This window comes from Solemya velum gill symbiont, assembly GCF_002020255.1.
Taxonomy (GTDB): domain Bacteria; phylum Pseudomonadota; class Gammaproteobacteria; order Chromatiales; family Chromatiaceae.
In genome coordinates this window covers 94283-107318 of the sequence record NZ_MPQG01000008.1, presented here as the reverse complement: position 1 = coordinate 107318, position 13036 = coordinate 94283, and the positions used below count along the sequence as shown (strand labels likewise).

Below are 13036 nucleotides of genomic sequence, written 5' to 3'. Positions count from 1 at the left end.
CTGAACAATCGTCCCCGAAAATGTCTTGGCATTAAAACGCCCAATCAAGTATTTTTCGGGATTAACCCATCCGTTGCACTAGTGAGTTGAATCCGCGAACAGCAATAGCCAGTAGTGTTGTAGATAGAAGTCTTTTCATCAGAGAATCACCCCTACACATATTATAGAATGTCCGTTTCTGGCCGAAAGTAGTCATTCACGATTCGTGGTGAGATGTTGGATGGATTGAGATGCGATCCGTACATCAATCCGTACATTGGCGGGCGCTTAAAAAGAAAAAACGCCTATGCATCAAAAGCATAGACGTTATATATGGCGGAGAGTGAGGGATTCGAACCCTCGATGGAATTTCTCCCATACGCCCTTAGCAGGGGCGCGCCTTCAGCCACTCGGCCAACTCTCCGTAATTCTCTCTATTGTTTGCTCCTGTTCAATGACCCTTCGGGCCATGCAGGGACGCGCGTATATTCGGGACTTCGTCCCTCACCCCTTCGGGGCCAAGCTTCGCCTGCGGCTTCGCTGTTCTTCGCAGCCTTTGGCTGCTTCGTCAGCCACTCGGCCAACTCTCCGGTATTCGGTATTTTTTGATTTCCCGAATTGAAAAACCGGAGGAGTTTGTGACCCCTGTCCGGTTCAACGGGTGCGGATTATCGCATTAATCTTCGTCCTGCGCTACCTCTTCATCACCATCATGTTCACGCTGGATACGATCGTAAATTTCTTCGCGATGTACTGAGACGTCGCGTGGTGCATTGATGCCGATTCTGACCTGGTTGCCCTTGACACCAAGTACGGTTACGCTGATTTCATCGCCAATCATAAGCGTTTCGCCGACACGTCGAGTGAGTATTAACATTTCCTTAGTCCCTGTTACTTTATTATCTAAATTGATCTTCTGATGAAGATCACCACCAATTTGTCCCCGACTATCCGGGAGAGCGCCACCCATTGTATGTCGCCGGGTAAAGTCTAGCACAATTCCAAGTGCTTTTAGACAGCCGGGTCAATTCATCCAACCGTTGCAACTTCATCCTGTGCGAGGTTAAACGCCTCGTGCAGTGAGCGCACTGCTAGTTCGAGGTATTTTTCATCAACGACTACCGACACCTTGATCTCAGAGGTCGAAATCAACCTGATATTGATCCCCTCCCGGGCGAGTGTTTCGAACATGGTGCTGGCAATGCCCGCATGCGAACGCATGCCGACTCCTACCAGTGAAACCTTGACGATTTTGTCATCGCCGTCAATCTCTTCACCGCCCAGCGTACTTGTCAGCTCAGTCAGGATTGCAGCCGCACGCTCATAATCATTTCGATGAACGGTGAATGTGAAGTCGGTTGTGCCATCTTTAGAGATGTTCTGCACGATCATGTCGACCTCGATATTGGCGTCCGCAATCGGGCCAAGAATCTTATACGCCACGCCCGGTTCGTCAGGAACGCCCTTGATGGTCAACTTAGCTTCATCGCGACTAAACGCTATACCGGAAATTTTCGCCTGTTCCACGCCTGTATCCTCAAAGGTAATCAGGGTGCCTTCACCCTCTTCAAAACTGGATAGTACCCGTAAAGGGACATTGTATTTGCCAGCAAACTCTACTGACCGGATCTGCAGCACCTTGGAACCGAGGCTTGCCATCTCGAGCATCTCCTCGAAGGTGATGCGATCGAGTTTGCGCGCCTTTGGCTCAACTCGCGGATCAGTCGTATAGACACCGTCAACATCTGTATAGATCTGGCACTCGTCTGCCTTCAGCGCAGCAGCCAGTGCAACTGCCGTGGTATCGGAACCACCGCGACCGAGTGTAGTGATATTTCCATCTGTGTCGACACCCTGAAAACCGGCGACCACAACCACACGTCCTGCATCAAGGTCCTTGCGAATACGTTCGTCGTCGATACGCTTGATGCGCGCCTTCATGTGCGAATGATCCGTGAGAATACGAACCTGGCTGCCGGTATAGGAACGCGCGTCCACACCGATCTTGTGCAAAGCCATGCTCAGCAATGCAATGGTGACCTGCTCACCGGTCGTAACCAGCACGTCCATCTCACGCGGGCTGGGCGAAGTTTCATCGACTTCAGCGGCAAGGCCAAGCAAGCGGTTGGTCTCGCCCGACATGGCCGAAACGACGACAATCACCTGGTCGCCGTTAGCCTGAAAGCGTTTGACCTTCTCAGCTACCGTCTTGATTTTTTCGACAGTACCAACCGAGGTGCCGCCATATTTCTGGACAATCAGTGCCATTGTTAATATTCAATCCACAAATTAAAGTGCCCGGAGGCTTTCCGGGCAAGAACGTTGAATTTTATCAGGTATTTACAATTACTGGAATGAGAAATCGATGCTAGTGCCTGTTAAATCGCGGCGAGGCCGTAGCCGTTCCAGACGCCTCCCGGCATTCCCGCCATCCCTGGCGGTCAGGCGCCGCTCCTACAAGAGGCATAGGATCAGTTAATAGTTTCAGCCACCCAGGTTTCAGCCATCGCAAGTGCGTCTGGAATTCCGGCAGGGTTACTACCACCCGCTTGTGCCATGTCGGGTCTGCCACCGCCCTTGCCGCCAACTTTCTCCGCAGCAATACGAACCAGGTCACCGGCACGCAAACGATCAGTCAGATCCTTGGTCACGCCTGCAATCAGGTTAACCTTTTCGCCGTTACTTGCAGCAAGCAGTACAACACCACTGCCAAGCTTATCCTTGAGCTGATCAAGCGTGTCACGCAGACTCTTGGGCTCAACACCCTCGAGGTTAGCTGCCAGTACCTTAATACCGCCAATCTCCACGGCCTGGCTGACAAGGTCAGATCCGGCGGATGCAGCCATTTTTGATTTCAGCCTGTCGAGCTCTTTTTCCAATTCACGGTTACGTGTAAGTAACTGCTCCACCTTGTCTGACACAGTATCAGTGGATGCCTTGAGCATCCCCGAGATTGCCGTGAGCTGGTTCTCCTGCGATTCGGTCAAATCGATTGCAGCCTCACCAGTAACAGCTTCGATACGACGCACACCGGATGCGACACCGCTCTCCGAGGTAATTCGGAACAGACCGATATCACCGGCCGCATCAACATGCGTACCACCGCACAGTTCGACAGAGAAATCACCGATACGCAATACGCGTACCTCATCGTCATACTTTTCACCAAACAGCGCCATGGCACCGGATTGCTTGGCATCCTCAAGTGTCATCAAACGTGTTTCAGTCGTGGCGTTGTCACGTATCTGTGCATTGACAAGGCGCTCAATCGCGGTCAACTCTTCACGCGTTACAGGCTCAAAGTGCGAGAAGTCGAAACGTAAGCGTTCGGGATCGACCAGTGAACCTTTCTGCTGTACGTGGTCACCCAGAATCTCTCTCAGCGCGGCATGCATCAGGTGCGTTGCGGAGTGGTTGAGCTCGGTTGCCATCCTTGCCTGCTTGTCGACATTTGTTACGACCATGTCGCCAAGTGACAGTCCGCCCTCAGCCAGCACACCGATATGACCGAATATATCTCCGTTCTGCTTGCGCGTATCGGTCACGGTGAAAGTCGCACCGCTCTCTGACTTGAGTTCACCGCTGTCGCCAACCTGACCACCTGATTCGGCATAGAAAGGTGTACGGTCGAGAATCACGACACCCTCCTCTCCCTTCTTCAAGCCCTCGACAGATTGACCATCTCGGTAGATCGCCATCACCGTACCCTTGTCTTCGAGCAGTTCATAACCACTGAAACTGGTTGATGAATCAACTTCCCATTTTTCGCCTGTGTCAGTAGCAGAGAAGTTACTCGCATCACGCGCACGCTGGCGCTGTGCTTCCATCTCTTTCTCGAAACCCTCGATATCAACCTGCATCTCCTTTTCACGGGCGACGTCTGCGGTAAGGTCAACGGGGAAACCATAAGTATCATAGAGACGAAAAGCTACCTCACCGGGTATCACTCCATCATTAACCTTCTCAGTCTCGTCTTCGAGAACTTTCATGCCATGCTCGAGCGTCTCTGCGAAACGTTCCTCTTCAAGCTTGAGTACCTTGGCAACCTGATCTTTCATCTTGCGCAGTTCAGGATAGGCTTCCCCCATGGCTTCATCCAGCGCCTCAACCAGGGTGTTGAAAAACGGTTGTGTCTGCCCAAGCTGGTAGCCGTGACGGATCGCACGACGAATAATTCTGCGCAGCACATAACCGCGTCCCTCATTACTTGGCAAGACACCGTCGACAATCATGAATGCCGTTGAACGAATATGGTCTGCTATGACACGCAACGACTTGTTCTCAAGATCAGTTGCGCCGGTTGCATTGGCAGCAGCCTTGATCAGCAACTGGAACAGGTCAATTTCGTAGTTGGAATGAACATGCTGTAGCACTGCCGCAAGACGCTCAAGACCCATGCCGGTATCAACAGACGGCTTCGGCAGTGGTGTCATCTGGCCATCAGCATCACGGTTGTACTGCATGAAAACCAGGTTCCAGATTTCGATGTAACGATCACCATCCTCTTCAGGTGTTCCTGGTGGTCCACCCCAGATTCCCTCACCATGATCGTAAAAGATTTCCGAACAGGGACCACACGGTCCTGTATCACCCATCGACCAGAAGTTATCGCTCTCGTATTGTTTACCACCCGGCTTGTCACCGATGCGTGAGAAAGAGTCCGGATTGACACCGATCTTCTTCAGCCAGATGTCGGCTGCCTCGTCATCATCTTCATAGACGGTAACCCAAAGCTTGTCTGCCGGCAGGCCGAGTGTTTCTGTGAGGAATTCCCATGCATAACGGATTGCATCTTCCTTGAAATAGTCACCGAAGCTGAAGTTACCCAGCATTTCGAAAAAAGTGTGGTGACGCGCGGTATAACCAACATTCTCCAGGTCATTGTGCTTACCACCGGCACGCACACAACGCTGCGAGGTCGTGGCTCGGTTGTAGTCACGTTTCTCCTTGCCGAGGAAAACATCCTTGAACTGCACCATGCCTGCATTCGTAAACAGCAGGGTCGGATCATTCGCCGGCACCAGTGGACTGGAATCAACGATCTGGTGACCGTGCTCGGCAAAATAGTCAAGAAATGCTTGTCGGATTTCTGCGCTGGTTTTCATGAAAATGGAATGTAATCAGAAACAAAGAGCGTATGTTATTCGGGTTGACGGAAGATGTCACGCCGGAAGCACACGAAAACAGCGATTCAATCGCGGCGAGATGCCGTTCCTACAGTACTTGGCGCATTTGTAGGAGCCCCGTCCCCGGGGCGATTCAATCGCGAGTCGGGCCAGGTGCGACAGTTAGAGGGACTAACCAGATCAGGAAAAAAGAAAATCACCAATTAGATAAGTGGGAAAACCGCGGTACTCGAGAAAACGTGCGCGCCGTCCCAGCTCTTTCTGTGTTCGCTCTGTCAGAACACCAAACTTCTGTAGCGCCACTTCTGCCATCTGTTCACGCCAGCGCGGGTCCCGATCATCAACCCAGTCACTGATAATGTCAGGGGCGATGCCTTTCTCGAGTAACTCCTGGCGTATCTTGCAGGGACCAAAACCCTTGCGGGCTCGCATCTCGAGGTAGAGTTCGGTGTAGCGATGATCGTCGAGGTAACCGGCCGTTTCAAACTGCTTCAGTAGCGCACTAATTTCCTCAGATGGAAAGTCACGTGATTCGAGTTTACGAGCAAGTTCTGCCTTGCTGTGTTCACGCACTGCGAGCAGGCGAATGGCCGCCTGCTCGATGTCGTCAGTGACTGGAGTTGATGCTTCTGAAACTTCCGTCATTAGCTACTGCTGCAAAATCAGGCCTCTGCCTCATCCTTGTCGGCGACTTCTGCCTTCACCTCGTCAGAAGCCTCTGGCTTTGGAAAAACGATATCTCTTATTTTAGATTCGATTTCCTGTGCAAGCCCTGGATTTTCCTTGAAATATTTCCTTACATTTTCCTTTCCCTGGCCAATACGTTCACCATTGTAGCTGTACCAGGCACCCGACTTCTCGACGATGTTGTGCTGGACGCCAAGGTTCATTATTTCACCTTCACGCGAGATACCCTCCCCGTAGAGAATCTCGAATTCTACCTGCTTGAAAGGAGGTGCCACCTTGTTCTTGACCACCTTGACGCGGGTGTCGTTACCGACCACTTCGTCACCTCGCTTGATTGCGCCTATACGGCGAATATCGAGTCGTACCGAGGAGTAGAACTTCAGCGCGTTACCACCTGTAGTCGTCTCGGGGCTGCCGAACATGACGCCGATTTTCATACGAATCTGGTTGATAAAAATGACAATACAGTTGGAACGCTTGATGTTCGCTGTCAGCTTACGCAGTGCCTGTGACATCAGGCGTGCCTGCAGGCCAACATGCGAGTCGCCCATATCACCCTCGATCTCCGCCCTTGGCGTCAGAGCCGCAACCGAGTCGATAACCACAACATCAACAGCACCGGAGCGTACCAGCATGTCGGTAATCTCGAGCGCCTGCTCACCGGTATCCGGCTGTGATACCAGCAACTCTTCCATGTTGACGCCAAGCTTTTCTGCATAGGCAGGGTCTAGTGCGTGCTCGGCATCGACAAACGCGGCTGTTCCGCCGGTCTTCTGCACCTCTGCAACTGCGTGCAGTGTCAGCGTGGTTTTACCTGATGATTCCGGACCGTAGATTTCGACCACGCGTCCCTTCGGGATGCCGCCGATACCGAGCACTATGTCCAGACCCAGCGAACCAGTCGATACCGCCTCAACATTATTGATGACGCTACCGTCACCCATGCGCATGACAGAGCCCTTGCCGAACTGCTTTTCAATCTGTGTAAGTGCTGCAGATAGTGCCTTTTTGCGGTTATCGTCCATCTTGGTCATCCCCCTGATGCGTTCAGAATCTGAAGAAATGCTTCAAATCCGTAAATAAGTACAGTGTTCTATTGATGTTCTATATTATGGCATAGCATAGAACTCAATCCGTGAGTCCGTCAATCTTTTTTTCATGAGAATTTATTAATTATTAGAATTCAGCTGCCAGGTCTTTACTCTTCTGTAGCGAGGAACTTCACCATTACCGCTGGATTCAGCCAGTGAGAAGCTCTCCAACTGCCACCTGATGGGCGTTATCTTCTGCTCAGAAGTTAAGCGTGCCTTGCGCTGCAGTGTGACATGCGGTCTGTAGCGGCGCACTTCACGTGCAAGACCACACCCTTCCGCTCCCGTCCATATCTGGTCGACAAGCTGTAACAATCCGTCTGGCGTGGCACTCGGCTCTGCCAGCAGAATACGCGGCCCTTTCCAGTAGCCTATCCTGTCCAGCAGGAGTTCAAATCCCTCCAGGGCAATCTGATCACCCACCTTTTCAAAACAGGATTTCCGGTCACCAGGCTGGATCCCGAGGAAAGCGAGCGTCATGTGCAGATCGAGTGGATGATGTGGTCGCGACAGCAGTTGCTTGTGATCTTGCGACAGTGCAGCCAGCTGCTTGCTTACAGACTCATCCGGAAAGGCGGCAAAGAAGAGTCGGGATTTAGTCGAGGGCATGGCGTATCAGGCCCTCAAGCGCATGAAGAACAGCCGCTTTTCGAATTGCATCACGATCACCATCAAACTGCTCACGTGCAGTAAAAATTTTTTTACCCGAAGCCCACGCAAAACAGACAGTACCGACGGGCTTCTCTTTACTACCGCCACCCGGGCCTGCAATCCCGCTAATAGCCACCGCGAGGTCAGCAGGACTATGCATCAAGGCTCCCGCTGCCATCTCCGCCACAACGGCTTCACTGACCGCACCATTGGCCTTCAGTGTCTCACTGCTAACGCCGAGCATCTGCTGTTTGGCATTATTACTATAGGTGACAAAACCCCTCTCGAACCATTCGCTCGAACCGGCAATATCGGTACAGCTCTTTGCAATCCAGCCGCCGGTACAGGACTCGGCAGCCACCAGCATGCACTTCTGTGCCTTGAGAACCTCTGCCAGCTGCTCAGCCAGTTGTGTACACTTCACATCAAAATCGGTCATAAGAGCATTATCCATAAAATGCGCCGCTTCTGGAATCGGTTACAATAGCACTCTGTTTAATATTAGTAGTTGAAGAAAATGAGTCACGATCAAATCCTGTGCGAAAAACACGCTTCGCCGATGAAAATTGAAGTTCTCGGTGCCTACGACTGGCCGATCTGGAAAAAAGAGATCTCCACTTTTCCGTGGACCTATGCGGAACAGGAGACCTGCTATTTCATTCGCGGCAAGGCTATCGTCACGCCCGATGGCGGTGAGCCGGTCGAGATGGGGCGCGGCGACCTGGTAACTTTCCCGAAGGGTATGTCATGTACCTGGGAGATTCTCAAGGATGTCGAGAAGCACTACCAGCTGGGCTAGAAGGCGAGACACAAGGTACGTCTCGCGATGAAATCTCTATCGCCCCGAGGACGGGGCTCCTACACATTCAAGCTCTTCAGACTCCCTAAGGCACTCCAAACAACCTTCGCTGAAGCATTGCCTCGTACAGGGTAATCGGATAGAAATTAACACTCGCCCCCGGTCCACGCTGAGACAACTGCGCAGCACCGAGTGCGGTGAGGCTGCCAATCTTCGGATAACCGCCAATCGTCTGGCGGTCTTTCATTAATATAATCGGTTGCCCATCTCCCGGCACCTGGATTGCCCCGTAGCAAATGCCTTCTGAAATTATACCGTCCAGACCTGAATCGATTGCCGCGCCACTGAGTCGGTAGCCCATGCGGTCGATGTTTTTCGTCACCTCGTAACTGGAAGAGAAAAACTTCTCCAGTTCGTCATCAGGAAATTGCGCTGCCTGGTAACCGGGAACCACGCCCAACGCCAGTTGAGCATCATAATCGGGTATCGCCCATGTTGGCACAGTTGCACGGGACCTGTGTGCATGCGGATCAAAATTCAGCCTGTCACCTTTCGTCAGATAATCACCCTGCCCCGTGATGCCACCGATACCCTCACGAGCAACAGTCGCACAACTGCCCAGCTTATGTGTGGCACTGAAACCACCAACGACGGCAAGATAGGCACGCAAGCCACTCAGCGGCGTATTAAATTCAAGCCGGTCACCAGCTGCAACGGAATAGCTGAACCAGGGCGCTACATGAATGTCGTTAATGCGCGCGTCGAGATCAGCACCGGTGATTGCAATCATGGCGTCCGTTTCGGCAAGCAAGCTCAGTACACCGTATGTAATTTCAACCTGTGCAACATTCGGAGAGTTTCCAAGCAGGCGGTTTGCCCATGAGAACGCGTGTTCATCCATCGGTCCGCCCGTGGTGATCCCAAGATGCTGGTAACCGACACGACCCAGATCCTGAATACAGGAGAAGTGACCTGGCTTGAGCACCTCAAAGCTCATTTTCACCCTCCTCCAGCTTTCCGCCAAGGTCGAGATACTCCTGCCTGTCGATTGGACGAAAGCGAACCTCTGCACCCACCACAATTTGCGTCAGTGAATCACTCTCCCAGTCAATCATCTGCATTGGTGTTCTGCCGATAATGCGCCAGCCACCTGGCGTTGCTGCCGGATAGACTGCGGTCTGTGCGTCGGCAATTGCGACACTGCCAGCCGGAATCCTGAGCCTCGGCTTTTGCATGCGCGGCATCGCGATGCGTTCATCCACCTTGCCGAGGTAGGCAAAGCCCGGAGCAAATCCAATCGCATAGACACGATAGGAACTGTCACTGTGAATCGAGATAACCTCATCAGGTGATAGTCCGGCATATTCACTTAATAGTTGCAGGTCGGGAGCAACCTCCTCACCGTAATAGACCGGCACTTCAAGCTGTGTGCTGGTAATACTCTCCTGCGTGTTTGCAGTATCACTATCAAGCAGTTCCACAAGACGCTGACGCAACTGATCATGATCAATGCGGTCGGGATCATAATAGAGCAGCAGCGAGGTATAGGATGGGACCAGGTCTATCAGCAGATGACCAAGCGACTGCCGTACGAGAGCCACGGCACGACCAACCCGGGCAGAAACCTCGTCACTGATTTCATCACCCAGGTAAATAATCGAACTGTTTTCGTTAAGTGCCTCGATTCTCATGAAGAGGAGATAATGTCACGAATATGCCTTGCTGAATCGAGCGCATGCTGGCTGTCGCCGTGAACACAGATGGTGTCTGCCTGTATCGGGATGCGTTTACCGCTCAGCGTGGTGACAGACTGTTCATTAATTATCTGCTGTACCTGCTGCCCGATCGTTTCAATATCCTGATGTACTGCGCCTGGTTGCGAACGGTTAACAAGACGACCTTCGTCGTCATAGGCACGATCAGAAAACGCCTCGAACCAGACCTCGATGTCATACTCCCTGCCCTTCGCACTGATCTCTTCAGATCCCGGCGTTGCCAGAACAACCAACGGGCAGTCAGGCGCAAAATCTCTGACCGCCTCCATGATGATCGTCATGGTGGCTTCGTCACGCATCATCTTGTTGTACAGGGCGCCATGCGGTTTCACATACTCAACACGCGTACCGTTGACACGACAAATGCCATCAAGGGCAGCTAACTGGTAAACCAGTCCCGCCTTGAGTTCCTGCGGATGCAACGAAAGGTCGCGACGCCCGAAACCGGCAAGATCCGGATAACCGGGATGTGCACCGATAACCACATCCTCGGCGAGCGCCATCTGCACTGTGTGCTCCATGATGAGTGGATCGGAGGCATGAAAACCACAGGCAATGCTGGCCATGTCGATCAAGGGCATGACTTCTTCATCCATGCCCATGGTCCAGCTGCCGAAACTCTCGCCCATGTCACAATTGATTTTCATTCTTTGCTACTGTCACTATTACTGATCAATAACAGGCTACCGCACCACCGCAGGGACCGCAATCGACAGACACATGTCACTTGAATGAGAGCGCTGCCTTGACAAATACCACACCCATGTAGATACAGCTGACCGCCATCTCCCTCAGAACAGGATTATCTACAAGGCTCGGGACAATCTCTCCCCAGAAGTACCAGGCACACAAGCCAATGATTGCGGCAGAAAGCGCAATTGTGACAAACCACAGCTCGTCCCAAATGATAAGTGCCAAAATAACCCCGAGGACGGCTGGCCATAAATCACCGGTTATATACCAATACAGGAATGCCAGAACTCCCACGGCAATGTTGAACATCTCTCTTCTCCGGTCAGGCCGTTGTTGTCACCCAGGTTCTGAAGACACGCCCATCACGGGACATGCCCACACCCGCATATTGCATGGGCTGCCCACCTCCTGGTGTTACCCAGCGCCAGAACTCGTCACCATCTCTGATTAGATCACGCACAATCCCCCCATTCCGGGTGTCCGCTACCCAGTTCAGCATCCATCTCTGCAAAGCTCAGGTGCTCACACTTCTCCCCACTGAAAGACTGGGCAAACTCGCCGGCATCAAAGGCTTTCAGTTCATCAAGCAGAATCTCCTCGGGCGATTGAATGCAGGGGCCTTTGAGTTGCTGCTCAAACGGATCGTTTATGCTTTCGTCTTTGTCTCTATCTTTATTTGGCATGGTGTCTTATGTCACCTTTTATGCTTCGCCTTCTGCCTGCGAATCTCTTTTCTCTCTTTCTTGCTCGGCACATGTTCACGTGTCGCAAGCACAGATTTCAGTTCAGCGTATGCCTGTTTCCACTCGGGCGTGTCCTTGAACTCGATGTAAGCAGAAGCGATCGGGGGGATAACTGATTGATCGGACAGCTTAAATGATTCATCGCACTTGAGCAGTGCATCCCGACGCTTCATCAAGGATCCGGTATGCATCGCCTCAAGTTGCTCGCGCGTCTTGAATTCTACTCGTGAAGACACCTACCCCTACCTCGCGATTATTTTTTTGATTGAAGTGATTCCAGTATCGCATTCAACGCCTTCAGTGGCGTGTTCTCCCATGCATCCCACTCGTCTTGCTTTTCACCTCCGATCATCCAGTAACAGCCGTAAAAATCTGAAGCGACAATCTGAACGGGGTGCTTGAGATCATCCCGCATGGACTCAATCCAGGCAACAATTCTATCAGCAACATCAAAGGCGGCTGAAATATCAGCTACCGCCTTTTCGTTATTTGTATAGACACCGCCCCATTTCAAATGCAGGAACAGACCCAGGCCTTGCTGTACCAGGTAATACTGGATGGCATATGAATTTATCCCGTGTCCATCATGCGACAGGATGACGTAATCAGTAACCTGCCCGCTTTCGAACTCCTCGGCGTACTGCTGGAGAAAGTAAGGAGGGACCTCGATCTTGCGCGTGGAGAAAAGCCATTTATCACGATGCTCTAATTTCGCTGCCAACGGCTCCGGGATAGTCGGAAACGGAAGCCCGGCAGACTTGAACAGGCTACGCGCTGACTTGGGGCCGGAGGGTGTTAACCACCGTTTGATTATTTCAAGCTGTGCTTTCAAGTTCCCTCGATAAGAAAGTCTCAGGGAACTGTAGATTACCTGACCAGCATCCCCTTGTGTTCAATAAATTCAATAATCTCGGGTAATCCATCCCCGGTTTTCATGTTGGTAAAGACAAACGGGCTGTTCGGGCGCATTTTCAGCGTGTCCTTCTCCATCACCTTGAGGGAGGCACCGACATAGGGTGCAAGATCGGTCTTGTTGATAATCAGCAGATCCGAGCGCGTGATTCCCGGCCCACCCTTGCGCGGCATTTTTTCACCTTCCGCGACATCAAGTACATAGATGGTTAAATCTGCGAGTTCTGGACTGAAAGTCGCACTCAGGTTGTCACCACCGCTCTCGATAAAGACGATGTCGAGATCATTAAACCTGTTGCACAGATCTTCAACTGCCGCGAGGTTCATCGAAGCATCTTCACGTATCGCCGTGTGCGGACAACCACCTGTCTCAACACCGATAATACGGTCCTCATCAAGCGCCTTGCTGCTGATCAGAAAACGGGCGTCTTCCTGGGTGTATATGTCGTTTGTGACAACGGCGAGTTGATACTTGTCGCGCAGCGCCTTGCAGATAGCATCCAGCAAGGCTGTTTTACCGGATCCAACCGGACCGCCAACGCCAACTCGAAGTGGTGAAGCTTTGTTCATAATAATTACT

The 13036-nt window shown here is 52.0% G+C and carries 17 protein-coding genes and 1 tRNA gene; 1 reads left to right on the top strand and 17 read right to left on the bottom strand.

From position 1 onward, the window contains the following. Positions 1-313: 313 nt before the first annotated feature. The 8 genes from BOW06_RS07440 to pncC all read right to left on the bottom strand — a co-directional run bounded on the left by BOW06_RS07440 (position 314) and on the right by pncC (position 7988). A tRNA-Ser gene (locus BOW06_RS07440) sits at positions 314-403 on the bottom strand. A gap of 252 nt (positions 404-655) precedes the next feature. Further along, complete coding sequence (csrA, locus tag BOW06_RS07435; RefSeq protein WP_043118684.1) at positions 656-856, bottom strand: carbon storage regulator CsrA; 201 nt, start codon at positions 854-856, stop codon at positions 656-658. A gap of 152 nt (positions 857-1008) precedes the next feature. Further along, positions 1009-2247 (bottom strand): aspartate kinase, encoded by a 1239-nt coding sequence (locus tag BOW06_RS07430; protein ID WP_043118683.1) that lies wholly within the window; start codon positions 2245-2247, stop codon positions 1009-1011. 203 nt (positions 2248-2450) lie between these two features. Beyond that, positions 2451-5084: an alanine--tRNA ligase gene (gene alaS / locus BOW06_RS07425; RefSeq protein ID WP_078454596.1), complete on the bottom strand. Its 2634-nt coding sequence runs from the start codon at positions 5082-5084 to the stop codon at positions 2451-2453. A 201-nt stretch (positions 5085-5285) separates the two neighbouring features. After that, the gene (locus BOW06_RS07420; RefSeq protein WP_052132333.1) at positions 5286-5750 is read right to left on the bottom strand and encodes a regulatory protein RecX; all 465 of its coding nucleotides are present in this window, start codon (positions 5748-5750) and stop codon (positions 5286-5288) included. A 17-nt stretch (positions 5751-5767) separates the two neighbouring features. Beyond that, on the bottom strand, positions 5768-6817 hold the full coding sequence (recA, locus tag BOW06_RS07415; RefSeq protein WP_078454601.1) for a recombinase RecA: 1050 nt from the start codon (positions 6815-6817) through the stop codon (positions 5768-5770). Between the two features lie 144 nt (positions 6818-6961). Then, positions 6962-7492 (bottom strand): RNA 2',3'-cyclic phosphodiesterase, encoded by a 531-nt coding sequence (gene thpR, locus BOW06_RS07410; RefSeq protein ID WP_043118679.1) that lies wholly within the window; start codon positions 7490-7492, stop codon positions 6962-6964. After that, positions 7479-7988, bottom strand: a complete 510-nt coding sequence (gene pncC, locus BOW06_RS07405) for a nicotinamide-nucleotide amidase (RefSeq protein ID WP_370606719.1) — start codon at positions 7986-7988, stop codon at positions 7479-7481. Before pncC ends, thpR begins: the two co-directional genes overlap by 14 nt. A gap of 63 nt (positions 7989-8051) precedes the next feature. On the opposite strand from pncC, the gene BOW06_RS07400 reads away from it, so the two are divergent. Next, positions 8052-8333 (top strand): cupin domain-containing protein, encoded by a 282-nt coding sequence (locus tag BOW06_RS07400; RefSeq protein WP_043118881.1) that lies wholly within the window; start codon positions 8052-8054, stop codon positions 8331-8333. Positions 8334-8418: 85 nt separating this feature from the next. On the opposite strand, the gene BOW06_RS07395 is transcribed toward BOW06_RS07400, so the two are convergent. From BOW06_RS07395 to ureG, 9 genes are all read right to left on the bottom strand, one after another. Beyond that, positions 8419-9330, bottom strand: coding sequence for a 5-oxoprolinase subunit C family protein (locus BOW06_RS07395; protein WP_043118678.1), 912 nt, complete (start codon positions 9328-9330; stop codon positions 8419-8421). Continuing rightward, on the bottom strand, positions 9320-10024 hold the full coding sequence (pxpB, locus tag BOW06_RS07390; RefSeq protein ID WP_043118676.1) for a 5-oxoprolinase subunit PxpB: 705 nt from the start codon (positions 10022-10024) through the stop codon (positions 9320-9322). Before pxpB ends, BOW06_RS07395 begins: the two co-directional genes overlap by 11 nt. After that, the gene (locus BOW06_RS07385) at positions 10021-10755 is read right to left on the bottom strand and encodes a 5-oxoprolinase subunit PxpA (protein WP_043118675.1); all 735 of its coding nucleotides are present in this window, start codon (positions 10753-10755) and stop codon (positions 10021-10023) included. Before BOW06_RS07385 ends, pxpB begins: the two co-directional genes overlap by 4 nt. Positions 10756-10831: 76 nt before the next feature. Continuing rightward, on the bottom strand, positions 10832-11110 hold the full coding sequence (locus BOW06_RS07380) for a hypothetical protein (RefSeq protein WP_043118674.1): 279 nt from the start codon (positions 11108-11110) through the stop codon (positions 10832-10834). 13 nt (positions 11111-11123) lie between these two features. After that, positions 11124-11261 carry a hypothetical protein gene (locus tag BOW06_RS13085; RefSeq protein WP_155276185.1) on the bottom strand — a complete coding sequence of 46 codons (138 nt, stop codon included), beginning with the start codon at positions 11259-11261 and terminating at the stop codon, positions 11124-11126. Then, complete coding sequence (locus tag BOW06_RS07375; RefSeq protein ID WP_043118673.1) at positions 11254-11484, bottom strand: hypothetical protein; 231 nt, start codon at positions 11482-11484, stop codon at positions 11254-11256. The genes BOW06_RS13085 and BOW06_RS07375 overlap by 8 nt, the downstream gene beginning before the upstream one ends. An 11-nt stretch (positions 11485-11495) precedes the next feature. Then, on the bottom strand, positions 11496-11780 hold the full coding sequence (locus BOW06_RS07370; protein WP_143555858.1) for a hypothetical protein: 285 nt from the start codon (positions 11778-11780) through the stop codon (positions 11496-11498). Positions 11781-11797: 17 nt separating this feature from the next. After that, positions 11798-12376, bottom strand: a complete 579-nt coding sequence (locus tag BOW06_RS07365; protein WP_078453505.1) for a hypothetical protein — start codon at positions 12374-12376, stop codon at positions 11798-11800. A gap of 35 nt (positions 12377-12411) precedes the next feature. Next, positions 12412-13026 (bottom strand): urease accessory protein UreG, encoded by a 615-nt coding sequence (gene ureG / locus BOW06_RS07360; protein WP_043118667.1) that lies wholly within the window; start codon positions 13024-13026, stop codon positions 12412-12414. Positions 13027-13036: the final 10 nt, after the last annotated feature.

What these genes read in the sequence shown, in the direction of transcription:
- BOW06_RS07375 (WP_043118673.1), bottom strand. Translation starts at nt 11,484, where the DNA reads ATGCCAAATAAAGATAGAGACAAAGACGAAAGCATAAACGATCCGTTT.
- pncC (WP_370606719.1), bottom strand. Translation starts at nt 7,988, where the DNA reads ATGGATAATGCTCTTATGACCGATTTTGATGTGAAGTGTACACAACTG.
- alaS (WP_078454596.1), bottom strand. Translation starts at nt 5,084, where the DNA reads ATGAAAACCAGCGCAGAAATCCGACAAGCATTTCTTGACTATTTTGCC.
- ureG (WP_043118667.1), bottom strand. Translation starts at nt 13,026, where the DNA reads ATGAACAAAGCTTCACCACTTCGAGTTGGCGTTGGCGGTCCGGTTGGA.
- pxpB (WP_043118676.1), bottom strand. Translation starts at nt 10,024, where the DNA reads ATGAGAATCGAGGCACTTAACGAAAACAGTTCGATTATTTACCTGGGT.
- BOW06_RS07385 (WP_043118675.1), bottom strand. Translation starts at nt 10,755, where the DNA reads ATGAAAATCAATTGTGACATGGGCGAGAGTTTCGGCAGCTGGACCATG.
- BOW06_RS07395 (WP_043118678.1), bottom strand. Translation starts at nt 9,330, where the DNA reads ATGAGCTTTGAGGTGCTCAAGCCAGGTCACTTCTCCTGTATTCAGGAT.
- BOW06_RS07430 (WP_043118683.1), bottom strand. Translation starts at nt 2,247, where the DNA reads ATGGCACTGATTGTCCAGAAATATGGCGGCACCTCGGTTGGTACTGTC.
- csrA (WP_043118684.1), bottom strand. Translation starts at nt 856, where the DNA reads ATGTTAATACTCACTCGACGTGTCGGCGAAACGCTTATGATTGGCGAT.
- BOW06_RS07420 (WP_052132333.1), bottom strand. Translation starts at nt 5,750, where the DNA reads ATGACGGAAGTTTCAGAAGCATCAACTCCAGTCACTGACGACATCGAG.
- BOW06_RS07400 (WP_043118881.1), top strand. Translation starts at nt 8,052, where the DNA reads ATGAGTCACGATCAAATCCTGTGCGAAAAACACGCTTCGCCGATGAAA.
- BOW06_RS07380 (WP_043118674.1), bottom strand. Translation starts at nt 11,110, where the DNA reads ATGTTCAACATTGCCGTGGGAGTTCTGGCATTCCTGTATTGGTATATA.
- recA (WP_078454601.1), bottom strand. Translation starts at nt 6,817, where the DNA reads ATGGACGATAACCGCAAAAAGGCACTATCTGCAGCACTTACACAGATT.
- thpR (WP_043118679.1), bottom strand. Translation starts at nt 7,492, where the DNA reads ATGCCCTCGACTAAATCCCGACTCTTCTTTGCCGCCTTTCCGGATGAG.